Source organism: Leptothoe sp. PORK10 BA2 (assembly GCF_034932105.1).
Lineage (GTDB): Bacteria > Cyanobacteriota > Cyanobacteriia > Phormidesmidales > Phormidesmidaceae > Leptothoe.
Genome location: NZ_JAYGIG010000006.1, coordinates 43047 through 68080, shown reverse-complemented (window position 1 = coordinate 68080; position 25034 = coordinate 43047). Strand labels below are relative to the sequence as shown.

General features: G+C 47.0%; 21 protein-coding genes. 13 read left to right on the top strand and 8 right to left on the bottom strand.

Going from position 1 to position 25034, the window contains the following annotated elements:
- On the top strand, window positions 1-1305 hold the full coding sequence (locus VB741_RS03130; protein ID WP_323363684.1) for a TAXI family TRAP transporter solute-binding subunit: 1305 nt from the start codon (window positions 1-3) through the stop codon (window positions 1303-1305).
- Window positions 1306-1409: 104 nt separating this feature from the next.
- Here the strand turns inward: VB741_RS03130 and rfbB are convergent, their stop codons facing one another.
- Together rfbB and VB741_RS03120 are read right to left on the bottom strand one after the other, a co-directional pair.
- Window positions 1410-2483, bottom strand: coding sequence for a dTDP-glucose 4,6-dehydratase (gene rfbB / locus VB741_RS03125; protein ID WP_323363683.1), 1074 nt, complete (start codon window positions 2481-2483; stop codon window positions 1410-1412).
- A 135-nt stretch (window positions 2484-2618) separates the two neighbouring features.
- A complete protein-coding gene (locus VB741_RS03120) occupies window positions 2619-3590 on the bottom strand; it encodes a GDP-mannose 4,6-dehydratase (RefSeq protein ID WP_323363682.1) in 972 nt (323 codons plus the stop codon).
- A gap of 123 nt (window positions 3591-3713) precedes the next feature.
- On the opposite strand from VB741_RS03120, the gene gmd reads away from it, so the two are divergent.
- Window positions 3714-4745 carry a GDP-mannose 4,6-dehydratase gene (gene gmd, locus VB741_RS03115; protein ID WP_323363681.1) on the top strand — a complete coding sequence of 344 codons (1032 nt, stop codon included), beginning with the start codon at window positions 3714-3716 and terminating at the stop codon, window positions 4743-4745.
- Between the two features lie 38 nt (window positions 4746-4783).
- Here gmd and VB741_RS03110 read toward each other — a convergent pair whose 3' ends face one another.
- Window positions 4784-5860, bottom strand: coding sequence for a glycosyltransferase family 4 protein (locus tag VB741_RS03110; protein ID WP_323363680.1), 1077 nt, complete (start codon window positions 5858-5860; stop codon window positions 4784-4786).
- 91 nt (window positions 5861-5951) lie between these two features.
- Here VB741_RS03110 and VB741_RS03105 point away from each other — a divergent pair, with 91 nt between their 5' ends.
- The 4 genes from VB741_RS03105 to VB741_RS03090 are packed head-to-tail and all read left to right on the top strand — an operon-like array spanning window position 5952 to window position 9970.
- Window positions 5952-6749 (top strand): ABC transporter permease, encoded by a 798-nt coding sequence (locus VB741_RS03105; RefSeq protein ID WP_323363679.1) that lies wholly within the window; start codon window positions 5952-5954, stop codon window positions 6747-6749.
- Window positions 6746-7999, top strand: a complete 1254-nt coding sequence (locus VB741_RS03100) for an ABC transporter ATP-binding protein (protein WP_323363678.1) — start codon at window positions 6746-6748, stop codon at window positions 7997-7999. The genes VB741_RS03105 and VB741_RS03100 overlap by 4 nt, the downstream gene beginning before the upstream one ends.
- On the top strand, window positions 7992-8990 hold the full coding sequence (locus tag VB741_RS03095) for a class I SAM-dependent methyltransferase (protein ID WP_323363677.1): 999 nt from the start codon (window positions 7992-7994) through the stop codon (window positions 8988-8990). Before VB741_RS03100 ends, VB741_RS03095 begins: the two co-directional genes overlap by 8 nt.
- 5 nt (window positions 8991-8995) lie before the next feature.
- The gene (locus VB741_RS03090) at window positions 8996-9970 is read left to right on the top strand and encodes an FkbM family methyltransferase (protein ID WP_323363676.1); all 975 of its coding nucleotides are present in this window, start codon (window positions 8996-8998) and stop codon (window positions 9968-9970) included.
- Window positions 9971-10265: 295 nt separating this feature from the next.
- On the opposite strand, the gene VB741_RS03085 is transcribed toward VB741_RS03090, so the two are convergent.
- The 4 genes from VB741_RS03085 to VB741_RS03070 form a co-directional block, all read right to left on the bottom strand.
- Window positions 10266-11381, bottom strand: a complete 1116-nt coding sequence (locus VB741_RS03085; RefSeq protein ID WP_323363675.1) for a class I SAM-dependent methyltransferase — start codon at window positions 11379-11381, stop codon at window positions 10266-10268.
- A gap of 95 nt (window positions 11382-11476) precedes the next feature.
- Window positions 11477-13294, bottom strand: coding sequence for a glycosyltransferase family 4 protein (locus VB741_RS03080; RefSeq protein ID WP_323363674.1), 1818 nt, complete (start codon window positions 13292-13294; stop codon window positions 11477-11479).
- A 215-nt stretch (window positions 13295-13509) separates the two neighbouring features.
- Window positions 13510-13713, bottom strand: a complete 204-nt coding sequence (locus VB741_RS03075) for a hypothetical protein (RefSeq protein WP_323363673.1) — start codon at window positions 13711-13713, stop codon at window positions 13510-13512.
- 139 nt (window positions 13714-13852) lie between these two features.
- Window positions 13853-15019: a DegT/DnrJ/EryC1/StrS family aminotransferase gene (locus tag VB741_RS03070; RefSeq protein WP_323363672.1), complete on the bottom strand. Its 1167-nt coding sequence runs from the start codon at window positions 15017-15019 to the stop codon at window positions 13853-13855.
- A gap of 78 nt (window positions 15020-15097) precedes the next feature.
- Between VB741_RS03070 and VB741_RS03065 the strand changes: the two genes are divergently transcribed.
- Genes VB741_RS03065 through VB741_RS03055 form a run of 3 tightly spaced genes read left to right on the top strand, consistent with a single transcriptional unit; the run spans window position 15098 to window position 19019 of the window.
- Window positions 15098-16222, top strand: a complete 1125-nt coding sequence (locus VB741_RS03065) for a glycosyltransferase family 4 protein (RefSeq protein WP_323363671.1) — start codon at window positions 15098-15100, stop codon at window positions 16220-16222.
- A 30-nt stretch (window positions 16223-16252) separates the two neighbouring features.
- Complete coding sequence (gene wbaP, locus VB741_RS03060) at window positions 16253-17695, top strand: undecaprenyl-phosphate galactose phosphotransferase WbaP (RefSeq protein ID WP_323363670.1); 1443 nt, start codon at window positions 16253-16255, stop codon at window positions 17693-17695.
- Window positions 17682-19019 (top strand): O-antigen ligase family protein, encoded by a 1338-nt coding sequence (locus VB741_RS03055; protein WP_323363669.1) that lies wholly within the window; start codon window positions 17682-17684, stop codon window positions 19017-19019. The genes wbaP and VB741_RS03055 overlap by 14 nt, the downstream gene beginning before the upstream one ends.
- A 90-nt stretch (window positions 19020-19109) precedes the next feature.
- Here the strand turns inward: VB741_RS03055 and petL are convergent, their stop codons facing one another.
- Complete coding sequence (petL, locus tag VB741_RS03050) at window positions 19110-19205, bottom strand: cytochrome b6-f complex subunit PetL (RefSeq protein WP_323363668.1); 96 nt, start codon at window positions 19203-19205, stop codon at window positions 19110-19112.
- Between the two features lie 200 nt (window positions 19206-19405).
- Between petL and leuC the strand changes: the two genes are divergently transcribed.
- The 4 genes from leuC (at window position 19406) to leuD (ending at window position 25021) form a co-directional block, all read left to right on the top strand.
- Window positions 19406-20809, top strand: coding sequence for a 3-isopropylmalate dehydratase large subunit (gene leuC / locus VB741_RS03045; RefSeq protein WP_323363667.1), 1404 nt, complete (start codon window positions 19406-19408; stop codon window positions 20807-20809).
- A gap of 448 nt (window positions 20810-21257) precedes the next feature.
- Window positions 21258-21905 carry a Crp/Fnr family transcriptional regulator gene (locus tag VB741_RS03040; protein ID WP_323363666.1) on the top strand — a complete coding sequence of 216 codons (648 nt, stop codon included), beginning with the start codon at window positions 21258-21260 and terminating at the stop codon, window positions 21903-21905.
- A gap of 542 nt (window positions 21906-22447) precedes the next feature.
- On the top strand, window positions 22448-24259 hold the full coding sequence (locus tag VB741_RS03035; RefSeq protein ID WP_323363665.1) for an alpha-amylase family glycosyl hydrolase: 1812 nt from the start codon (window positions 22448-22450) through the stop codon (window positions 24257-24259).
- Between the two features lie 159 nt (window positions 24260-24418).
- Window positions 24419-25021: a 3-isopropylmalate dehydratase small subunit gene (leuD, locus tag VB741_RS03030; protein ID WP_323363664.1), complete on the top strand. Its 603-nt coding sequence runs from the start codon at window positions 24419-24421 to the stop codon at window positions 25019-25021.
- Window positions 25022-25034: the final 13 nt, after the last annotated feature.

Here is a 25034-nt window from a genome sequence, read left to right as displayed (position 1 = left end):
ATGGGGAAATGGGGACGCTGGGGATTGGGTTTGGTCGCAGCGGTGAGTGTGGGAGTTGCGATCGCATCCATCCTCAAACTGTTCCACGACCAAAACCGGACCTACACCATCCGTCTCGCCACCGGAGGCACTACAGGAGAATACTACGCCTTTGGTCAAGCCATCGCCCAAGTAGTCGAAACCAATGAGCCCAAAATTCGCGTTGAGGTGCTCGAATCCGATGGCTCCAACCAAAACATGGACGACATCCACAGCCACACCGTCGATCTCGCCTTGGTACAAAACAATACGCCAGTGCAGCCCAATGTGCGCGCCATCGCCCAGCTCTATCCCGAGATGTTTCACCTGATCACAGCTCAGGGAGCCAGCATCAATACCCCCACAGACCTGCGGGGCAAGCGCATTGCCCTCATGCCCAAAGGCAGCGGTTCCTACAATCTGTTTTGGCCCCTCAGTCAACACTATGGTCTCACCCCAAACGACTTTCAAGTACAGCCCATGACTAGCACCGAGGCCCACCGCGCCCTCCAAGCCGGTAGCGTCGACGCCCTATTTCGCATCATTGGCCTCGGCAATCAGGAAGTCACCGAGTTACTGGCCACCAACCAGTTCAAACTGGTACCTATCGACCAGATTGGGGCCTTACAACTCACCCAGCCCTACCTAAAATCCACCGTCATCCCCAAGGGTAGCTACGACGGCGGCTCCCCTATTCCCCCCCAAGATTTATCCGTTGTAGCCGTCAGCGCGTTACTGATCGCCAACGTTGATGTCAATCCCGATGTGGTCAAAGCCATCACCCGCATTCTCTACGAACATCGCAACGAACTGATCCGCATCAATCCTCGCACCGCCAATATCCAGTCCCCAGACGTTAGCCAAAACCTAGGCTTTCCCCTCCACGAGGGCGCGCGCGCCTACTACACCCAAGATAACCCCAGTTTTTTAGTCACCTACGCCGAACCCATTGGCCTCCTCATGTCCGTCAGCATTTTGCTTTGCTCCAGCCTTTGGCAAGGCCGTCAGTGGCTGATTAGCAACCAAAAAGATCGCGCCGATCGCTACAACCTACAAATCTTGGACCTGATCGAAAAAATAGAACAGGCCCAAGATTTTGCTGAACTGCAAAGTCTCCGACAGCAGCTGCTGGACATCCTCAGAAAAGTGATTGTCGATCTCGATATCGACCGTATCTCACCAGAATCATTCCAATCGTTTACGTTTCCCTGGGAAGTGGCCAACGCCGCCATTCGCCATCAAGAAATCATTCTCCATGGCCGCCATCATCCAGCAACTAAGCCATAACCGTTCCCAGAACCCACCAGGTTTAATCGGACTGCTCCATGAGTTCCCGCAGCTCATGCTCCACCATCGCTAGGCCCTGGATCATGTCTGTAACGGTTAAAGGATTAAAGAGCGGCCCGATCACCATAAAGGTCTGCGTAATAGGTTTGATACTGATCTGACAATAGGGGTTGCCACCAATCACGGTGGCTCAGATACCATTGCACCGTATGCCTGAGTCCAGTGGCAAAGTCATAGCTGGGTGACCAGCCCAGTTCTCGCTGAATTTTGGCGATGTCCATGGCATAGCGACGATCGTGCCCCGGTCGATCGGGCACAAAGGTAATTAGCTCCCTAGATGGAGATGTGGGTAGGTCTCCTCCTAATTCATCCATGAGGGCACAAAGCTGTTCAACGATGTCAATGTTTTTGACTTGATTGTTGCCGCCAATGTTGTAGGTTGCGCCGGGGGCTGCTTTTTGTAGGACGGTTGCGATCGCACTACAATGATCCTCCACATGCAACCAATCCCGAATATTCTGCCCATCCCCATACACCGGCAACGGCTTACCCAGCAAAATATTCAAACACATCAACGGAATCAGCTTTTCAGGAAACTGATAAGGCCCATAGTTATTAGAACAATTTGTGATCAGTGTCGGTAAACCATAGGTATGAAAATAAGCTCTCACTAGGTGATCGCTACCAGCCTTCGACGCTGCGTAAGGGCTATTAGGAGCGTAGGGAGCTGTTTCACTAAATGGTGGATCATCAAAATTTAAACTGCCAAACACCTCATCTGTCGAGACATGTAAAAAGCGAAAACCCTCAGGTTTTCCCTCATCCTCCCAATGGTGTCGAAACGCCTCAAGGAGAGTAAAAGTCCCCACCACATTAGTGTGTACAAACACCGCAGGAGAAGAGATAGACCGATCAACGTGAGATTCAGCAGCAAAGTGAATAACAGTATCAATAGCATATTGGGTAAGTAATTTAGATACCAGCACCGAGTCACAGATATCACCCTCCACAAAAGCAAAATTCTCTGGCCCTTCTAAGTCCGCAAGTGTGGCACGATTACCAGCATAGGTAAGAGCATCTAAAACGATTGTCGCTCCAGCATCCTGACAGCAAGAGCGAACAAAGTTACAACCAATAAAACCAGCTCCACCCGTAATTAGGACCCTTTGAGTTTTCAACGGCCTCTCCTCAAACAGATTCAAGACGCTAGCTAAACTAATGGAAGTTGACCAACAGAAACAAACAGCTTTGGCCCATTGACGGCCAATCTATGCCCCCAAACAACGAAAATCAAGTTCTTCATACCCACGGATCTAATCCTCAGCAGTTGTTAGTTCCTTCAGATCGTTTTCTACCATCGCTTCCACCAACTTGGCAAAAGAGTACTTTGGCTGCCACTGAATTTCGCGCTTGATTTTATCAATCGAACCCGCCAAGGTCACCGGCTCATCCGGTCGATAGAAAGCAGGATCAACAGATACATAATCCTGCCAATTCAACCCCACAGAAGAGAACGCAAAATCCACCAGCTCTTTCACCGTATGGGTTTCACCACTAGCAATAATGTAGTCGTCCGGCGTGTTCTGCTGGAGCATCATCCACATGGCATTGACCACATCCTCCGCGTGGCACCAGTCTCGACGGGCGTCCAGGTTACCCAGCTTCAGCTCATGGGCCAATCCCAACTTAATTTTCACTGCCCCACGGGTAATCTTCCGAAAAACAAATTCCGCACCGCGCCGGGGCGACTCATGGGTATAGGTAATGCCGCAACAGGCATAGAGGCCGTACTGCTGCCGATAGTTGATCGTCATCCAATGGGCATAGGCCTTAGCCACCCCATAGGGGTTGCGGGGTCGAAACGCCGTCCGCTCCGTCTGGGGTGACTCATCCGGCTGGCCAAACACCTCACTACTTGAGGCTTGGTAAAGCCTTGCGTCCGGCTTACACCGACGGATCGCCTCTAACAAGCGAGATACACCAATAGCAGTATATTCAGCCGTCAGCGCTGGTTGCGTCCAGGACAATGGCACATAGCTTTGGGAGGCCAGGTTATAGATCTCGTCCGGCTGGGCCTGATCAATGGCATCCATCAGCGAAAACTGGTCTAGCAAATCCCCAGAGATAATGTGAATCTTATCGGCAAAGTGACTAATGCGACCAAAACCACTAGAGCTAGAACGACGGACCATCCCATACACCTCATACCCCTTATCTAGCAGAAGCTCTGCAAGATAAGACCCGTCTTGCCCCGTCAATCCGGTAATCAGTGCTTTTTTTGCCACGAACTCAAAAAACTATGGAGATAACGTAAACAACCATAGCAATATTTACAGTTTTTTCTTAAGTTTTTTACCAAACTGAGTTAATGTGTTTTGCGACTAATCAGTTAGGGACAAAGTAAGAACATGTCTAAACCAAAATGTGCATTAATCACTGGAATTACAGGTCAAGACGGGTCTTACTTAGCCGAACTACTTTTAGAGAAAAACTACGAAGTTCACGGAATTATTCGACGGGCATCTACATTTAATACTGACCGTATCGATCATATTTATACTGATCCACATAAAGAGGATACTCGGCTATTTCTACACTATGGCGATCTAAATGACGGTACTATGATCCGCCGCGTTTTAGAACAAGTGCAGCCTTGTGAAGTCTATAACCTGGGTGCCCAATCCCATGTTCGAGTTAGCTTTGACTCTCCAGAATATACGGCAGATACAGTCGGCATGGGAACACTGCGTTTGCTAGAGGCCATCCGCGATTACCAACAACGCACCAGCAATGAAGTGCGCTTTTACCAGGCTGGGTCATCTGAAATGTTTGGCAAAGTACAGGCTGTGCCTCAAACGGAGACCACGCCATTTTATCCCCGTAGCCCCTATGCCTGCGCCAAAGTGTTCGCCCATTGGCAAACGGTCAACTACCGCGAATCCTACGACTTATTTGCCTGTAACGGTATTTTATTCAACCATGAGTCGCCAAGACGCGGGGAAACATTTGTGACCCGAAAAATCACCCGTGCGGTAGCTCGAATCGTAGCTGGCACCCAGAAAAAGCTCTATATGGGTAACTTAGATGCAAAACGGGACTGGGGCTATGCAAAGGACTATGTCAAGGCGATGTGGCTGATGTTGCAGCAGGACAAAGCCGACGACTATGTTGTTGCCACAGGCGAGACCCATTCGGTAGAAGAGTTTTTAGAGAAGGCTTTTGGTCATGTAAATCTTCGTTGGCAAGACTATGTTGCCTTTGACGAGAGATATTTGCGACCCACAGAAGTTGATTTACTGATTGGCAATCCCACAAAAGCTCAAACACAGCTCAACTGGCAACCATCGGTAACCTTTGATGAACTAGTACAGCTAATGATTCATTCCGACTTAACCGCAGTTGGCATTGAACCTGCAAAGGCTACCTCAAAATCTGCGTAGTCCGGAAAGGTACAGTGCACAGCGCCATAGCTTAGAAATCAGAGAAACCTCTTCAGGACTTCAGCCGTTTGCTGCCCCGTCTTTTCCCAACTGAATTGCTTCGCTCGCGCTAAACCCGCTGCCCGCAGCTGAGTCTGAAGTGGAACGTCCTGGGCAAGCAGATGCATGGCATCAGCAAGCTCATCAACATTATAGGGATCAATTAAAATAGCCGCATCTCCCACAACCTCTGGCAAAGAAGCCAAGTTTGAAGTAATCACGGGGGTACCACAAGCCATCGCTTCTAATGGTGGCAAGCCAAAACCTTCCCAAAGGCTGGGGAAGACCAGGGCAATAGCTCCGCCCAGTAGTTTAGGCAAATCATTATAGGCAACATAGTCTAGAAACCGAACATTATTCCCCACCCCTGCTGCCTCTGCCTGTTCCAGGAGCATAGGAGTATATCGCTTATCCTTAGGGCCAACCAGCCATAGTTCTAGACCTTTATTCGCCTGATAAACTCGTTGAAAAGCCTCAATCAACCTAGGCAAATTTTTGTGAGGGTCTTGTCTACCAATATAGAGAAAATAGCTTTTTTGTTCTTGCTGACATGGCTTAAAGTGCCCTTTATCATAGGCTAATAAAATAGGTGTAATCTTACTAGCTGAAATGCCATAAAATTCAGTCAAGTCATTGGCAGTAGCGACAGAATCACAGAAAATATGTTCCGCTTGAACGGCCACTTGCCTAACGTAGTAACGAAAATAGCCAACAAGATGCGCCGAAAATTGCGCAGGAAAGCGTAGAGGAATCAGATCGTGGACAGTAACAATAAAGCGACAGTCTGAATACAGAGGCGCTTCTGGCAACGGCGAGAAAATCAGATTAGATTGCAACTTACGATAGTAGTGCGGCATTTTGGATTGCAGCCACCATAAACGCTTAAGGTGTCCTCGCACCCCAAACTGAGGGGATAGACCTTGAGGAATAGGCTGGCACTTAAAATTATCAACTTCATTAGCCGCAAAAAATATAGGTTCCAGTTCTAGCAAGTACGAAGCTATATTTTTTGAGTAAACACTAATCCCCGTAGGCTTTTCTAGTAGTGCAGATAAATTAACTAATAGTGAAGACATATCGGCATATATTCCTTGCCTAAGCAAATCTATGAACTAGCAGAAAGTGTACTACCCGTGATACCATCGGTTAGCTATAAATTAGCGAACAATGAAAGCATTGATGTCGGCAATATGGCAGTATAGGTACTTTATCCTGTCGTCCATAAAAGTAGATTTCCGCAGTCGATTTGTCCGTAGTCGACTAGGTGGATTGTGGATGATTATTCATCCCTTAGTTCAAGCTGCCATCTTTGCGTTGGTTTTAGGGCAGCTGTTATCTGGTCGCCTACCAGATATGGCAGACAATAAGCTCGCCTATGCTATCTATCTACTCGCCGGAACCCTAGCCTGGAACCTTTTTACTGAAGTTATTACCCGCTGCCTCACAGTCTTTATAGACAATGGTAATCTGCTAAAAAAACTGGCCTTTCCCAAAATTTGCTTGCCTCTGATCGTAACAGGTTCAGCAATTGTAAATAACGCATTTCTCTTTGGGGCAATCCTCACAGTTTGTGCCGTCATGGGTTATGTCCCTGGAGGCAGAGTTTTTTGGATTCCAATTTTGACAATTATCACGCTAGGTTTAGCCCTTGGCATTGGACTAATTCTCGGCACATTAAATGTGTTTATTCGTGATATCGGTCAGATTGTGCCGATTGCACTGCAACTTAGTTTTTGGTTCACACCCATCGTCTATACGCCAGATATTGTGCCAGCTTCACTACGTAGCTTGATAAAGTTCAACCCCATGTACTGGATTGTAGGAGCATATCAAAGTGCCATACTTTATGGGACAGACCTAGAGTGGGGTCCCCTGCTCTGTATTTTTATCATTTCCCTGTTACTTCTCAGGGTATCAATGGACTTATTTAGTCGAGCCAGACACGAGATTGTAGACGTCTTATGACAGATTCTGTATTAGTTGTTTCTAATGTTGGAAAAGCTTACAGGCAATATAGCTCTGAAATTGCTCGTGTTCTGTCCTGGTTTAACATCTCGACTAAGCCTGCCAATGAAACCTGGGTTCTTCAAGATATTTCGTTTTCATTAGCTCCGGGAGAAGCAGTCGGTATTGTTGGCCAAAATGGGGCTGGCAAAAGTACTCTGCTCAAAATGGTCACTGGAACCCAACATCCAACTACAGGTGAAATCAATGTCAGTGGACGCATTGGAGCCATACTTGAACTGGGCATGGGATTTAATCCTGATTTCACAGGACGCCAAAATGCTTACCATTCAGCTGGGTTAATGGGTTTTTCGCAAGCAGAGATTGAATCCGTAATGCCAGAAATAGAAGTTTTTGCAGAGGTGGGAGAGTATTTTGACAGACCAGTTAATACTTACTCTAGCGGCATGCAAATGCGTGTTGCCTTTTCTGTAATTACAGCATTCCGACCAGAGATTCTCATCATAGATGAAGCTTTATCAGTAGGTGATGCTTATTTTCAGCATAAAAGCTTTAGTCGGATTCGTGACTTCCAAAAACAAGGAACTGCATTACTGATTGTTTCTCATGACTCTAATGCGATTAAAAGCCTTTGTAACAGAGTTATTTTGATCGAAAAAGGTCACTTAATTAAAGATGGAACTCCGGATGAGACGATAGATTATTACAATGCTATTTTAACTGATAAAGACAGTGGCAATATCCGGTTGAATAGCTTACAGAATGGTAAGCTTCAAACTATTTCTGGTACGGGTGAGGCATCTATTATTGATGTAACCTTATTCAATAGAAACAACGATCCTGTTGAACTTGTTAACGTTGGAGAAAATGTAGTTCTTAGGATTCACGTCCAGATAGAATCTCCATTAAATAGTCTAGTATTAGGCTACATGATTAAGGATAGGCTGGGACAGGAAGTCTACGGCACTAATACTCAGTATACTAAACAGATTTTATATAACTTAGAGAAACAAGAAACACTAACCTATGAAATTAGTTTTTCGACAAACTTAGGTCCAGGAAGTTACTCTGTTGCGGTAGCACTCGTAAGCGAAGAACTACAGTTGAGTGATAACTTCGAATGGCAAGAGCTAGCTTTGATTTTCAATGTTGCCAATCTTGACAAAACACCCTTTGGTGGAAGCGCTTGGATTGAACCGGCAATAGCTATCCAAAAGCATAAACAGAATCATTACAGCCCATATGCCTAAGCAAAAGATTAAACAATTCCTTGGCAGCCTTTTTAAGCCATTTTCTAACCCTGCTTTACTGGTTAAGAACCGGTTTAGCCTGCAAAATAGTCAAAACCTAAATCGGCCAGAGCAGCATCAAACCAATAACTCTCAAACACATCAAAATCAATCTCAACAGCTCCATGAACCAGTCCTTCAAAGGTTCACCGAACTCAGTCAGGAAATCCAGGAATTAAAAAAAAATTTGATTCAACAGCAAATCTTTTCAAAATGGAGCTTACATGACGGTCTCATGACCCAATTGGCAAGCACACAGGAACCTCCTACAAACTGTCCTCTATGCAACCAAAATCTTAAAGGTACTAGTTTACAAGTGTTTGAATCTCACTGTATCTTCGGAGGAGGTGATTTATTACGTTATCAATGCCCTCACTGTGATGTCATCTTTGGACCAACAAAAATTTTACACCTCTCACCTAAAGCTCTAAGCCGCGAATATTTTTGGCATTATCAAGCATATTCAGAGGGTGACTCCACGCAGCTGGAACTCAGAGCATTTTATGCGATGAAACCCAAACGCAACGGACTATACCTAAACTGGGGAGCAGGCAGATGGTCTAATACTTTGCAAATCTTACGAGCAGAAGGATGGAATGTTTTAGGCTACGATCCATTTTCACCACCATCAACGGATACAGATCTCTACATCCAAGATGAAAATCAGCTCTCCAACCACAATTTTGATGGCATTTTTTCCAATAACGTCCTTGAACACCTTCAGGATCCAATAGCAGACATCCTAAAAATGAAGGCTATCTTAAAAGACGAAGGCTCAATGGTCCATGCCACTCCATGTTTTGAATACATGTATGAGTATACTCGTTTTCATGTGTTCTTCTTTCTAGGACGGTCTCGCCAACTTCTGGCTGAACAAGCTGCAATGGAGCTGAAGGAGCATTATAGAGATGGTATATTTATGTACATAATGCTTCAGAAAAAGTACTCGTAAAACATGTGACTTTTATTTCTTACGCTCAAAATTATGAAGACGTTATACTCTATCGCGCCCTTAAACATATTTCTGAAGGGTTTTATATTGACGTAGGTGCGAACGATCCAGAACTTCATTCTGTCACTAAGTCTTTTTATGATATTGGCTGGCATGGAGTAAATATTGAACCTGTCGCCTCATGGTTTCAAAAACTTGAGGAGCACCGTCCACGAGACTTAAACCTTCAAGTTGCAGCCAGTAATTCTAAAGGCACAGTAAATTTCTTTGAAGTGCTAGATACAGGATTATCTACGACTAACGGCGACAGCGCTCGAAGATATGCAGACGAAATGGGATTTAAGGTTGTTGAGTATCCCGTCCCAACAATATCTCTATCAGAAATTTGTTGTAACTATCAATTAAGCGTAGTCCATTTTTTGAAAATTGATGTTGAAGGGAGTGAAATAGAAGTCCTTCAAGGAATAGACTTCACAGTTGTTCGGCCTTGGATTATCCTAGTCGAGGCAACTTTACCCATGACACAAGATGCTCGTCATAATGATTGGGAGTCATTAATTAGTAACCAAGACTATCACTTTGTCTACTTTGATGGCCTTAATCGCTTCTATGTAGCGAACGAACATCAAGAATTAGACTCTTACTTCAAAGCTCCACCGAACATATGGGATCAATTTCAGACTGCCCAGGAGCATTCGTTGACTGGATTAGTAGGACAGCAACAAGGGGCCATTGATACCCTTGGTGCAGAATTCAAGGCACTTGATACAAACTACAAAGCTCTCGATGCAGAATTCAAGGCACTTGATACAAACTACAAAGCTCTCGATGCAGAATTCAAGGCACTTGAAAAAAGCTATCAGGCACTTGATATTAAACACCAAAAACTTGAAATGGAAATAACAGAAATAAATGCGAGTATATGGTGGCGAGTGGCCCTACCCCTAAGAATCTTGACCCAAAAGCTGAAAAAAAAATAGCCCGAACATCAAGAGCATAAGAACATCAATAGAAACACCTCATTAGAAGCTCAATGAAAAGCATTTTTACCTGAACTTAGACACACATCGAATCTCTGAAAGTTAGAAAAACAAAACCAGACTTTACAGGATTCAAGTTTATAACTCTAGTGTCATTTGGCACTGAAACTGAACCTTTTAAAGCAGCCTCTTGATAATTTTAGATAAATACACTATGTCGAGGAGTTAAAACTCTCAAAACTCCCCGACATTTGCTTGAGAAGAGCCAATTTTATCAGTTGTAAAGCTCACCCAATTACCGATAAACAATGAGGACTAATGATGTTGAAATGTGATCAAAAAGCTTAAGTTTCACATGTTGTCTCTCTGTCTTGAAATATGGTGGCGTATCGTATTGCCTATCAGCCGGTAGTGCACCAGCATAAAAGTCCATCTTTTCAAGACACATACTATGTTTTCTTAAATGATAGTCAAGAGCTTCAATATCACACTTCCGATAAATGACACTCCCCCCCGTAGTAATAGTTGAGGAATTAGACGCAACATTAAATTCCGTTGTATGAACAGCAATTCCACCGGGACGCAAAAGCTGAGAGGAGCGCAAGATAAAGTCGAAACCAGCTTGCAAGCCCCCTAAATGTTCAAGGGCACATGAACTCCATATAAAATCAAACTTGTCAGTAATAGTTTCAGGATGATTCATATCAGCCGGTTGAAACCGTACCAGCTTTTGAAAAGCCTCTTGAGATATAATCTTCGGTTTCCACAGTTGTTGCAAAGAACCCGCATGCTGATTTGTTGCTTGCCAAGCCTTAGAGGCTTCGGCACTGGTATCTAGATCAGTCGCTAAAATTTCAACTCCGTGTTTAGCGAACACGGCTGGCAAAGGTTCAGTACCCACAGCAAACCCTAAACCGCGCTTGCCTGCTTGCAGCATGCCACGCTCTGAAAGCGCTTGCAAAATGGAACAGTACTCCCAACCCTTACGCTCCAGCTTCTGAGGAGAGGAACTGAGGCCACCATCTGGATTAATCTCTTTATTCCAATCAGCAAACCAAGGCAACTGAAAATGACGGTGCTGGCACACCATTGTTTTTATCGCATAGTCTTGTTCCTGCGGTAGGAATTTTTCACTAGCAAGCAAACTTAATGATGTTGCTATTTTTTCATTCTCTGTCTCAATCTGACCATCCTTTGGAACAAGCGATAGATTAGCGTTCCAATCTATTGACACAGAAGTCGACACTAATTCTGGAGACGGATGAATGGACTTAATTATTTCTTTTAACTCTAGGATCTGACTCTGCAAACTCACCACTTGATCCTCAAGATCAAGGATTCTACTTTGAGCTGTTGATATGCCAATCGCTCGTTTTACAACTTCTTTTAATCTTGAAGAAAGCAAAATCATGCTTATACACACTAACCGTGCCTAATATATATACCAATTAGTGTACATTTTCAATAAAGCTTAAATTTCGTTTAGAGAAATCGATTTAGCTATTATTAGGCTTCTAGGATGATTCTTCCTAACTGACGTAAATTTTCTTGAGTACTTAAAGGAATTTTTGCACACTCTCGTCCGACATAATCGATCACCTGTTTTTTCTTTTTCTCTTTGGCAAATACTATTTTCTTGGAGAGCACATCACTAAAATTTTTAGGATTAGCTGCACTCAGCCCTAATTCACAAAAAAGAATTTGGTTCTCGGAGAAATTAAACTTCCTAGAAATTACGTTATAAATATCCTTGCAAAATACAACTGTCTGAAGAGAGCGATTGACTATTAAAGCCAAATTATCCAAATCAATTCCTTTGATATTAACCAAAAAAATAATTCCAGGATATATCTTTAAATTATCGAGCATTTCATCTGATAGATGACCACCATCTATTTCGTAAATCAATAGTTCATATAGGTTATTAGCTAACCGCCCCTCAAAATTTGATATCTTATATGAGGTCCCATCAAGCTCTGAATGAGCTTGATTTCCTACTTGGTCATAAAACAAGTCTGTATCATAATTTGGAGAAAGCAGTTCAAGTAGCTGCTGTGTCAAATCCCTCTTTTTATTGGTAGGAAGATATTTGAAATAAGCAATTTTTGTTTTCTGAAAATCTCTTGGAATTCGCGAGAATGAAACACTATAACGACTAACTGGCTGCTGTTCAGAAAACACATCCGAAATTTTCTGAGCAACAGACTTCCAAGTAAAGCTATTAGCCTGCTTTAAAGACCTATCCTTTAAAGTTAAATGAAAATGGCTGTCATCTAAGACACTACACATACGTGTAGTAATTTCATTTGGTTGATGGGGGTCGAAAAGTTGATCTTGTGATCCAATGACTTCAGGCACAGAAGAACAAGATGACCCAATAGTAGGAGCTCCGCAGGACATTGCCTCAAGGGCAGGTAGACCGAACCCTTCATAAAAGGATGGGAAAACAAATAAATAACAAGTAGAATATAAGGCCCTTAATTCTTCATCTGATACATAGTTAGTAATAATGAGAGAAGAACGAATCCCTAGCTGACTAGCAAGGCTTTCGATACTCTTACAGAAGCTCGCACTTAATTTACAGGCAATAACCAAATCATACTTTTCCTGTAAACGTTTAGGTAAGTCAGCAAAACTTCTTATCAGGCCATCAATATTCTTACGCCAATCTTCACCACCGGCGTACATGACAAATGGTTTTTTGATATTGAATTTCTCCCTAAAATGTTCATTCCATTGATGAAACTCAAGCTCATCAAGCGGTCGAAAAAATGATGAAACACCCCCCGATATATTCACAATTTTATCAGGTGATATATTGAGGTACTTAATTGCATCCTGACGAGTTGCCTCAGAAATTGCAAAAATAAAATCAGAATTAGTAATATTTTTCAGTCGGTTTAAATAATGATCACGAAAGCCAGGAATACTCCAATAGGTATCGGGAAATATAAGTGGAATTAAGTCATAGCAAATCGTATAGATACGTTTCGAAAAATTTTGAAACCTTGGAATAACCGAGTCTAATCCCTCCATCGGGCTAGGAATAAAGTATGCATCAACATCTTTGGACAAAAGTGTTGTTTTTAAAATCAATGAATTAATATCGGTTTCATAGGGTGTAGGATAAGCAATGCTATGTGAGTCATACTTTGGATTTACGGGAAAGTCTAATGCCTCTATTTGCGAATTAGAAAACACTGAATATTTAGTTTGGCTATCCAGTTCCAGTAATTCTTTCAGTACAGCCTCTGTATATCTACCAATGCCACGTTGTCTCGAAGTGGGTGACTGAAGAGCTTGTAAATCAATTGCAATATGCATAATAGATAGCACCTATGTTCTTCAATAACGGGTTAAACAGATTAAGGTAAAAGTATTTTAATTGTGGAGAAGCTTTAAGAAAACGCGCGATAGTTGCAGGATAAAAGTCAGATAAAATAGCGTAATGCTCATTTACTTGATTAAAAGTTTTTATACTTTATAGGTATGATTTCAAAAATATTTTAATTACAACGTATGTCACATAATTTCTCAGTTCATTTGAGCTTGTAGAGTTTGGTTAATATCTTTTTAAGAAAAAACTTTACTCCCTCTGGAATAAATTGCTTTGCCTTTTGAACGAATCGTCTGTGCATCGCATCGGTCTTTGCCAGGATAAGATGGGAGGTAGTTGTAGAAGAGATGCGTTTAGCCTCTTTATAAACCTCTTCTAAGCGCTCTAGCGTCTCTTGTTCGTTCATATTTTTTACTGGGAGCTAGGGTCACAAAAGAATTTAATGCAATGTCACTGCCTGAGCAACCCTTGGGTCCAGCAATTGAATCAGAAATATGGACGGATAACATATTTCGTCAGTCACCAGGATATCTGACCAGATAAAACTACAGCTTTTTAAGATGGCACTGCAACGTCTTGGTCACATAGTCGACTTGCTCGGATGCCAATTCAGGCCACATCGGTAAACTCAATACCTGTCGTCCCAGTTGATCGCTGACAGGATTTTGGGGATATTCGCCTAAATAGATCGGTAGTTTATCTTGAGGGATAGGGTAATAAATCATCGCGCCGATGCCGGCATCGCTTAAGGATTGTCTTAATCGATCTCGCTTATCTCCCAAAATTCGGACCGTGTACTGGTGAAACACGTGCCCCTCAGATGTCGATGGTGTGATCACGCCATCGACATTTGCCAAATATTGACTATAGGTATTCGCTATCAAACATCGTTTCTGATTCCATTCATCGATGTAGCGTAGCTTGACTTGTAAGATAGCTGCCTGGATAGCATCCAACCGAGAGTTATAGCCCAACATGACATTGTGATAGCGTTCTTTTGAACCATGCACGCGCAGCATACGAGCCATTTCGGCAACTTCATCATCATTGGTGGTAATCAGCCCGCCGTCACCATAGGCTCCAAGATTTTTGGTTGGAAAAAATGAAAATGCTCCTACGTCGCCTATGGTGCCGACATATCGATCTTGTAGCAGATGACGTGTTGTGTCTTGACAGTTTTGGTTGCAGCCAGTGCAATCACCTTTATAAATAGCTCCAAAGGCCTGGGCACAGTCTTCGATGACTTTGAGATTATACTTAGTTGCAATGTCCATAAGCTGAGCCATGGCTGCCGGGTTGCCATATAGGTGAACTGGCATGATGGCTTTGGTTTTTGCAGTAATCGCCGCTTCGACAAGACAGGGGTCAATGTTGAACGTTTCCGGCTGAATATCGACAAATACCGGCTTAGCTCCCACATTGCTGATGGATTCTGCTGTGGCGAAAAAACTAAAAGGTGTGGTGATCACCTCATCCCCTGGCATAATTCCCATGGCCCGCAGACCAATGACCAACGCATCGGTACCTGAGTTCACACCAATGGCATGCTTCACCCCCAGATAAGCTGCTACATCCGCTTCAAACGCCTGCACCGTTGGCCCCAGGATAAACTGCCCAGAGTCTAAGACCTGATTGATGGCTGTTTGGATTTCATCCTTAATGGCCTGGTACTGAGGTTTTAAGTTGAGGATGGGGATTTTGATTTCGCTCACGGTATCTCTGTCTGAAGGGTCTGATGCCTGGAGGCTCTGCTCTAGAATCTTAGGACGATTTGTGTCGCCAATTTTGCTATGCGTGTTGCCGTTGTCCATGAATGGCTGGCTAGCCATGCCGGATCTGAGAAAGTTGTGGAGCAAATTCTGCAGATTTATCCAGATGCAGACCTGTTTAGCTTGGTGGATTTTTTGTCGCCGGATCAGCGGTACTTCATTGGCAATCGTTCGGTACAGACGTCTTTTATTCAACGATTGCCCTGGGCCAAACGGATCTTTCGTCAGTATTTGCCGCTGATGCCCTTGGCGGTGGAGCAGTTTGATTTATCCGCCTACGACGTGGTGATTTCTAGCAACCATGCGGTGGCCAAGGGGGTACTCACGGCCCCCCATCAACTCCACATCAGCTATGTACATACCCCCATTCGCTATGCCTGGGACCTGCAACATCAATATCTGCGGCAAGCGGGTTTAGAACGGGGAATTAAAGGCGGCATTACCCGACTGATTTTGCACTACCTACGGCTATGGGACACGGCCAGTGCCCATCGGGTGGATAAATTTGTGGCCAATTCCCAGTTTATTGCTAAGCGGATTTGGCGGGCCTATCGCCGACCGGCCCAGGTGATTTACCCTCCGGTGGATATGTCTCGGTTTGATTGGCAGCAGCCCCGCGAAGAGTTTTATCTGACGGTGTCGCGGTTTGTTCCCTATAAACGCGTTGACCTGACGGTGCAGGCCTTCAATCAACTGGGACTGCCCTTGGTGGTGATTGGGGATGGCTCCGACTGGCGGCGGATTAAAGCCATGGCGGGTCCTACGATTCGCCTATTGGGGCAGCAGCCGGATGCGGTGGTGACGGATCATATGCAGCGATGCAAGGGGTTTATTTTTCCAGCGGAGGAAGATTTTGGCATTACTCCGGTGGAGGCTCAAGCGGCGGGAGCCCCTGTGATTGCCTTTGGCCGAGGCGGGGTGGCCGAAACCGTAATCCATGGCAAAACCGGTGTCCTGTTTTCAGAACAGACAGTTGACAGTCTGGTACAGGCCATAAAATCCTTTGAAATGGGTATGTATGAATTAAATCGGGATACCCTACGGCAACAGGCAGAACAGTTTTCCATCCATTGCTTTCAAAACCAATTGCGGAACTGTATTGAGCAAACCTATACAGCTTTCCTGCAAGGTGATCCCTTAGAGTAGTTAGGTTATAGCCCTCGGCATCTGGTGCCCATGACTCTTTCTCAGTCAACTCAACCTGCGATCGCACCCCTCAAAGTAAGGGCTCACCCCAGTTATATGGTGACCGCCCTGGTCGCATGCGATGCCCTAGGGTTGAGCATCGCCGGCATTGCCAGTGTCTATATTCGCCTGTGGTTCAACGGTCAGTACGCGCCTTCCCTTTATTGGGAACTATGGCCTTTGCTGGGCCTATTTTTATTAGGCTATGGCTTAGCCGGCCTCTACCCTGGCCAGGGCATCGGCCCGGTGGAAGAACTACGCCGCTTAACCCTAACCACGACACTGCTCTATCTCACTCTAGGATCGGCGATCTTTCTCTTTCGCGATCTAGAACTCTATTCCCGCGCCGCCTTTCTCATGGCCTGGAGCCTATCGATTATCGTGCCCCTGCTGGGCCGTTACGCCTTAAGGGCCTTGGTGGCCAAGCGCTCTTGGTGGGGATACCCGGTATTGGTGCTGGGGGCCGGAGAAACGGGAGCCCTCGTGATTCGCACCCTGCATCGCCAGCCCGCCTTGGGGCTTAAACCCGTGGCCGTGCTGGATGACGATGTCACCAAACACGGTCACCTAGAAGGGGTACCCGTCATTGGGAACTTGGCCCAGGCTCCAGTACTCGCCAACCGTGACCAAATTCCCTACGCCATTATGGCCATGCCAGGGGTACACCATGATCGACTGCTGTACGTCGCCCAGCGCTATGGTCGAGCCTTTCCCCATCTGCTGATCATTCCCGATCTGTTTGGCATGGCCAGCCTGTGGGTGGCCGCTCGCGATCTGGGGGGGGTGCTGGGTCTAGAATCCCGCCAACAACTCCTACTCCCTGGCCCAAAACTGGCCAAAAGCCTGCTGGACCAATGTTTAACTATCATCGTCGGATTTGTCTGCCTACCCCTGATCGCCCTGATTGCCCTGATCATTCGACTCGACTCGGCCGGGCCCGTTTTTTATGCCCAAGTCCGCATCGGTCGAAAAGGTCGCCCCTTCAAAGCCTGGAAATTTCGCACCATGGTGCCCAATGCTGACAAAGTGCTGAAGGAGTATCTCCAGGGTCACCCAGAGCTGCGCAACCATTGGGACCAAGATCGCAAACTTAAATACGATCCCCGCATTACCGGCGTAGGCCGATGGCTCAGGCGCACCAGCCTAGATGAACTCCCCCAGCTGTGGAATGTGCTCAAGGGTGACATGAGCCTGGTGGGACCACGCCCCATCGTCCACGATGAAGTCCGACGATATGCCGAAAAATTTGAACTTTACACCCAGGTTCTCCCCGGCCTGACTGGGTTGTGGCAGGTGTCAGGCCGCAACAATATCACCTACGAAGAACGGGTCAACCTCGACGCCTACTATGTCCGTAACTGGTCAGTTTGGCTAGATTTATATATTCTTATCCGTACCGTATGGGTGGTCTTAGTGGGGGATGGTGCGTATTAACTCAGCTCAATCTACCGAAAATTTTCTGGCTCCGCTGCGTTCCGGCCTTTGGTATGAATGGCTGTGGATTGGGGCCCTGGTAGTACTCCCCTTCGCCAGCTACCTAAGTTTGACCATTTTAGTCGCCCTCATGATCAGCGCCCTAGTCCAGAGGGGCCACGCCATTGGTCATGTCCTATGGCGTCAGGGCTACGGTCTCTTAACGGTGGGCTTATTGGCCAGTGCCGGCTTTGCCGTCAATCGGGGTGATGCCTGGCTGCAATTGGCCAACTTTCTACCCTACTTTTTGTTGGTGGGTGTCCTGACTACGGCCCCCCGATTTCGGCCCCCCAGCCAATTATTGACTAGGGCGGCCCTGGCATTGGTGTTGGGGTCTTTACCCTTCAGCGTCGCCGCCCTGATCGAATACATCGTAAGATTCCCAACCATTACCGCCCAGGTCAGCGATTGGTCAATGTTTAACTGGGTATTTGATGTCAGTTTTGCCGGGCACCGGGCCCATGGTGGTCTGAGCCACCCGAACATTTTGAGTAACTATCTCACCCTTGTGTTGGGGTTAGGGCTGGGCTGGCTGGTGGGACAAGCTAGGTCCCAGCCCAAAAGTCGGCCTAAACTCACACCGGTGATGGCGGCCGCCGTTACCCTGGCGGGTATGGGCATCTTTTGCACCAGCTCCCGAAACGGACTCATCGCTGCCGTCATCTTGCTACTCATAGCCGGATACCTAGCTCGACGCCACCGCTGGGTGTGGATGCTGGGCTTAGTCATTTTCAGCGCCATGGCCACGGGGCTATTTTTCATGGGATTTGGCGGTCGCACTCTCGATCTGGCCCTATTTACCCAAGACCCTCGCATCGCCGCCTGGCGCATTGCCATAGATTTAATTCAGCAGCGCCCCTTAGTGGGCTGGGGCCTGGGGGGCTTTAGCCATCAGTATGTACCCTTTAGCGTCACGGACCACGAGCGGCTGTTTCATCCCCATAATCTTTGGCTCTATTTAGCCTGTGACACCGGCATTCCCACCATGGTGCTCTTTTGTGGGGTGGTGGGTCGCAGCTACATCGCCGGCCTCCGTCGCCTGGTGGCGAGGCCCAACCAAACACTACTCAGCTATCTGCTCGGGTTTACCGGATGCATGATCTTTGCCCTGTTTGATGTCACCCTATTCGATGCTCGCCTTAATGTTCTGAGTTGGTTTCTGTTGGCAGGAATTGGTGTGTTAGCTCAGCGGGATGATTGGCCCACCACCAAGCCATCCCAGGAAAGTCTATCCTCAACTGATCGATCCAAGCCAGATTCTCCAAGAACAAGCCCACAAAACTAAAAAAACTGCTTTCGGGCAGGAATGACATCTTCACGCATCCCGGCCTAAAAGCAGTTCTGGAAATAGATTGTCGGAAATATTGAACCTAACCTAGATCAGCTTGGCCGATTTGAGGCCAAAGTACATACCAATAGCAGCGCCTGCTGCGCCAAACAAAAGTACCAAATAAACCACTGCTCCAGCCATCGCCAAACTCCTTTTTTATCGCAACCAAAAAAGCCTTATATTCAACCATTGAAACATGTTCACTGATCATTTGTCGCGGATAATCCGCCCATTGATAGCCCAGGCACATCCTGTGAATGGGAACCTCTAAGGCTAGAATGAAAGGCCTAGCATCTTTTTGGTTAGACACCGGTTAGACAGCGGCAACACCCCACATCACCATGAGCAAAGGCACATTATTCGATAAAGTTTGGGATCTCCATACGGTCACCACACTCCCCTCAGGCCAGACCCAGCTATTTATTGGGCTTCATCTCATCCATGAGGTGACCAGTCCCCAAGCCTTTGCCATGCTGCGCGATCGCAACCTCCCAGTGATGTTCCCCGAGCGCACCGTAGCCACAGTGGATCACATCGTCCCCACCGATAACCAGGCCAGACCCTTCGCCGACAGCTTAGCCGAGGACATGATCGTTGCCCTAGAAAGCAACACCCAAACCAACGACATTCGATTTTTTAACGTGGGCTCCGGCAGCCAGGGCATCGTCCACGTCATTGCCCCTGAACAGGGATTGACCCAACCGGGCATGACCATTGCCTGCGGCGATAGCCACACCTCCACCCATGGAGCCTTCGGCGCAATTGCCTTTGGCATCGGCACCAGCCAGGTGCGGGACGTACTCGCCTCCCAAACCCTGTCCCTCGACAAACTCAAAGTGCGGCGCATCGAAGTCAACGGCACCCTAGCACCGGGCGTCTACGCCAAAGACGTCACCCTACATGTGATTCGCAAGCTTGGGGCCAAGGGCGGCGCAGGCTATGCCTATGAGTATGCGGGCAGCACCATTGAGGCCATGTCCATGGAAGAGCGCATGACCCTGTGCAACATGTCCATTGAGGGCGGAGCCCGCTGCGGCTACGTCAATCCTGACCAGACCACCTACGACTATCTCAACGGTCGAAAATTTGCCCCCCAAGGAGACCAATTTACCCAGGCCGTCACCTGGTGGGACAGCCTCCGGAGCGATAACGACGCCGACTATGACGACGTCGTCGTCTTTGACGCCCAAGACATTGCCCCCACCGTCACCTGGGGCATCAGCCCCGACCAAGCCATTGGCATCGATGAGGCCATTCCTCAGCTGGCCTCTTTCCCTCCAGAAGAACAGCCCCTAATCCAAGAAGCCTATGCCTATATGGACCTAGCCCCCGGCCAGCCCATGCTCGGCACCCCCATTGACGTATGCTTCATCGGCAGCTGCACCAATGGTCGTCTCAGCGATTTAAGGGAAGCCGCCAAGGTGGCCCAGGGTCGCCATGTGGCCGCAGGCATCAAAGCCTTTGTGGTCTCAGGGTCAGAACAGGTCAAACAACAAGCCGAAGCCGAAGGTCTAGATAAAATTTTTGAGGCAGCTGGCTTTGAATGGAGAGAACCCGGCTGCTCCATGTGCCTAGCCATGAACCCGGACAAACTTCAGGGACGACAAATCAGTGCCTCATCCTCCAACCGCAACTTTAAAGGACGCCAGGGTTCCGCATCAGGTCGCACCCTGCTCATGAGCCCGGCCATGGTAGCCTTGGCCGCCGTCAACGGTCAGGTTAGCGACGTTCGCAGTCTGGTATAACCTCAGCCACATTCAGCCACATAAGTACAGTCAGCCAATATAGATCAGCAGAAATGCATTTCAGCGCCATCCTGCTAACCTCTCAACCAGAAAACTAGGCCAGAAAGCCAAGCCCTGGGAGCAGATTAGCCTCATCCTCATCCCAGATTTTGACCCATGAGACCTATTCACCCCATGGGTCAAAATTTTACTTAGGGAGAGATAAACAATTACAGCCAAAAGGTTTCGCTTTTCTTAACCTTTTGATTACCAGACGTTAAAGCTTTGCTTTAATCATGTGGTTAATATCGGCCCAGCGAACTTCACTGCGCTGCCAGGACAAATCATTTTTCCCATAGCAGCGCGAAATTTCTTTATTTTTAGCAGAGTTATCCAAGCATTGCCGTTGGCTAAACTACATCTCTGCCATCGATTGCCCAGACCGCATTCCTAGGGGCTCAGTTTTTTTATGTCAGTATCCCAGCTCACCCAAAGCCATTCCACCCAAGCCCACAGCACATCGGACCACTATATTGCGCTGCTGGAGCAGCTTTACCACGAGCGCAATCTAACGCAATTTGCAGCAGGCCAAAGCATTCCCCTGAGGCGGAATGAAATTTACGTTATCTGCCGAGGCATTGTGCAGCTGCACACGATTCATCCAGACGGCAGCGAAACACTCCTGGGACTGGCAGGACCCTCCATGCCCTTTGGCCTCAGCCTGACGGGGGTTAGTCCCTATTGGGCAACGGCGCTTACCCCCGTAGATGCTTTGCCCCTATCCATGGCAGAGCTGGAAAATTCGCCCCCGTTAATGGCAGGACTGTTCTCCCATCTATCTAGACGTCTCCAGCAATCGGAAGCTTGGCTAGCTCTCTCTGGAAAGCGGCTAGTGGCCGATCGACTACGGCAGCTTTTAATTACGTTGGCCCAGGAGTTTGGTCGGGTAGAACCCCAAGGAGTTAAACTAACCATCCGTTTAACCCATCACCAGCTAGCCACAACCATTGGCACAACTCGGGTCACCGTCACCCGCCTGCTAAGAGATTTTCGTAAAGAAGGGTGGCTCACCATCCACCAGCGCTACCTGATTTTGCCCCTGAATATGCTCAACTAAAGCTGGCCACTGTACCCAGCTTTTGCTCAGGCAGCCTGTGCCCATCAACTAAGGGTCAACGCCATTAGCCCCTTGGCAACTAAAACTATAAAAGAGGTTCTTGGCGCATAACCAAGGACCTCTTTTATAGTTTTTTCTGATGGTCCAGAGAGAGTTCAATTCACATAGACTTTAGAGTTTATTGAGAGTTGTGAAGCATACTCGATATTTAGACTTATCTCCAGACTTTTCTAAAAAACCGGTGATAACCTAATTACTCATAAATCACAATCAAAATTGCTCAATTATTAGTCTTGCTGATATTCAAATCAGACAGTCCATATCTGATGGTGAATTATCCAGTCACCTGGGTTAAGCTGACCCAAATAGACTTTAATAATTGATCTAATTATTCAACTCCCTAGACATTCAAACCCTCAGGAATATTTGGAAACTTTGTGGAACAAGGATTTAACCTTGGGCCTCAAGTTTATTTGCTTGCATTTACTCTATCGCACCTCAGTGCTTGCCCACGAAAATATTCACACCAGACTTCCCTATTCATGTTGACAACGTCTAAAGCTGCCATATCGTTTGAGCAATTTACCTCTAAAATCCGCCATCTACTGAGCCGTGTATATTCTGAAGAGCAGATTAATACTCTTCTGCCTAAGCTTTACGATCTGACCAAAGAGCATCTCAAAGCCTACTCCAAAGAGGATTTGGGTAAGTGGAATCAGAATAATGTTTTGCTCATTACCTACGGTGATAGCATCCGCAGTGACGATACATCGCCGTTACAAACCCTGCACCAGTTTCTCAACACCCACCTAAAGGACACCGTTACAGGAGTCCACATCCTGCCATTTTTCCCCTACAGTTCTGACGATGGATTTTCTGTGATTGACTTTTTGGCAGTCAATCAAACCCTGGGCAACTGGGCTGATGTGGAGGCCATTGGCAGCAGCTTCAACCTGATGTTCGATCTGGTGGCTAACCACGTTTCTAGCCAAAGCGATTGGTTTCAGCAGTTTAAGCAAGACCAACTACCAGGCCGTGATTATTTCATTAGCCTGCCAGATGATACACCAACAGCGGATGTGGTGCGCCCCCGCAGCAGCCCCCTCCTCACTCCGGTGGAGACAGCTCAAGGTTTGCAACATGTCTGGACCACATTTAGTGCCGACCAAGTCGACTTAAACTATGGCAACCCTGACGTCTTTCTAGAGTTTGTCAACATCATGATGGCCTATGCAGGCCACGGTGCTCGCTATATTCGGTTAGATGCCGTGGGCTTTTTGTGGAAATCCTTAGGGACCTGCTGCATTCATTTGCCGGAGACCCACGCCATAATTCAAACCTTCCGCGCGATTCTACAAATGGTGGATCCAGGTATTGCCCTAATCACCGAAACCAATGTACCGAATCGGGAAAATTTGAGCTACTTTGGCGATCGCAACGAAGCCCACATGATCTACAACTTCAGCCTGCCACCGCTGCTGCTGAATGCGTTGATGCAAGGTCGAGCCGATCATCTCAAAACATGGATGATGAGCATGCCACCAGCCCCCATTGGTTGCGCCTACTTTAATTTTACCGCCTCCCACGATGGTATTGGCATGCGTCCCACCGAGGGACTGTTGGCAGCAGAAGAGTTTGAAACCCTGATTGATACCATGCGCAGCTTTGGTGCCCAAATCAATATGCGCCGCAAAGCTGATGGTAGCGAGTCTCCCTATGAGATCAATATCTCCCTATTTGACGCCCTCCAGGGAACAGCCCAGGGACCTGACCAATGGCAGATTGAGCGGTTCATTTGCTCCCAAACCGTGATGATGTCTTTAGAAGGCATTCCAGCGTTCTATATCCACAGTTTGCTGGCCACCCCCAATGATGTGGAAAAGATGCAGCTCACTGGCCACAATCGCTCCATCAACCGGCACTCCTGGGATAAAAACCGATTAGACGCTCTCCTCACGGATCCTAACTCTAACCAATCCATCGTATTGGCAGAGTTGTCACGGCTGATCAAGATTCGTCGTCAGCAAAAAGCGTTTCATCCTAACGCAACACAATATACTCTACACCTAGACAATCCGGCTATTTTTGCCTTCTGGCGTCAGAGCATTGCCCGGGATCAAAGCATTTTTTCCATTCACAACCTCAGTAACCAGCCCCATACCCTCAGGCTAAGCCAACTAAACCTGGTGAATACCGACAGTTGGATGGATCTAATTAGCGGCGAACAGTTTGACGATCTCCATGCGGCTTACAATCTGCAGCCATACCAGTCAGTGTGGCTAACTAATCGGCCCTACTATGACCTGTCTAATACGCCTAACCAGACAGACCTGGAATTCCTTTACCAGGTTTAAAAACAGCCCCAGGCAACCCAGAATTCGCCCCCATTACTTCCCCCATGGGTCTGAACCATGGGGGAAATAACATGAAGAAGTCTATTGCAGGGAAAACCTGGTATCACGTTACTATAGGAAACCGGTAACCTCATATACGGTAGCGTTTTAACACACACTATGGCTCCAGCAACGTCTAAAATCACATCGGTCAACGGTCGCGGCATTCCTTTAGTGGGCAATGACATCGATACGGACCGGATCATCCCGGCTCGTTTTTTGCGCTGTGTGACCTTCGACGGCCTAGGAGAAAACGTGTTTGCAGACGATCGAGTCCAGAGCAACGGCACCCATCCCTTTGACCAGACCCAATATCAAGGGGCCAAGATTTTAGTCGTCAATAGCAATTTTGGCTGTGGCTCCTCTCGGGAGCATGCCCCCCAAGCCATTATGCGTTGGGGCATCAGTGCTATTGTGGGCCAAAGTTTTGCCGAAATTTTCCTCGGCAACTGTGTGGCCATCGGCATGCCCTGTGCCGTAGCCACACCAGAGACCATTAACCAACTTCAGAGATTAATTGCCGCATCCCCTGACACCGCCCTCACCCTCGACTTAGAAGGCCTCACAATATCTGGCGGCGGACTGAACTCAGAGGTCACCATCAAAGCAGGCAACCACCAAATGTTCATCAACGGCACCTGGGATGCCTGTGGTCAACTACTCCAGGGGGCCGAACAAATTAGAGCAACTGCAGCCAACCTGCCCTATGTCAGCTGGGGATAGGGTCAGCTGGGGG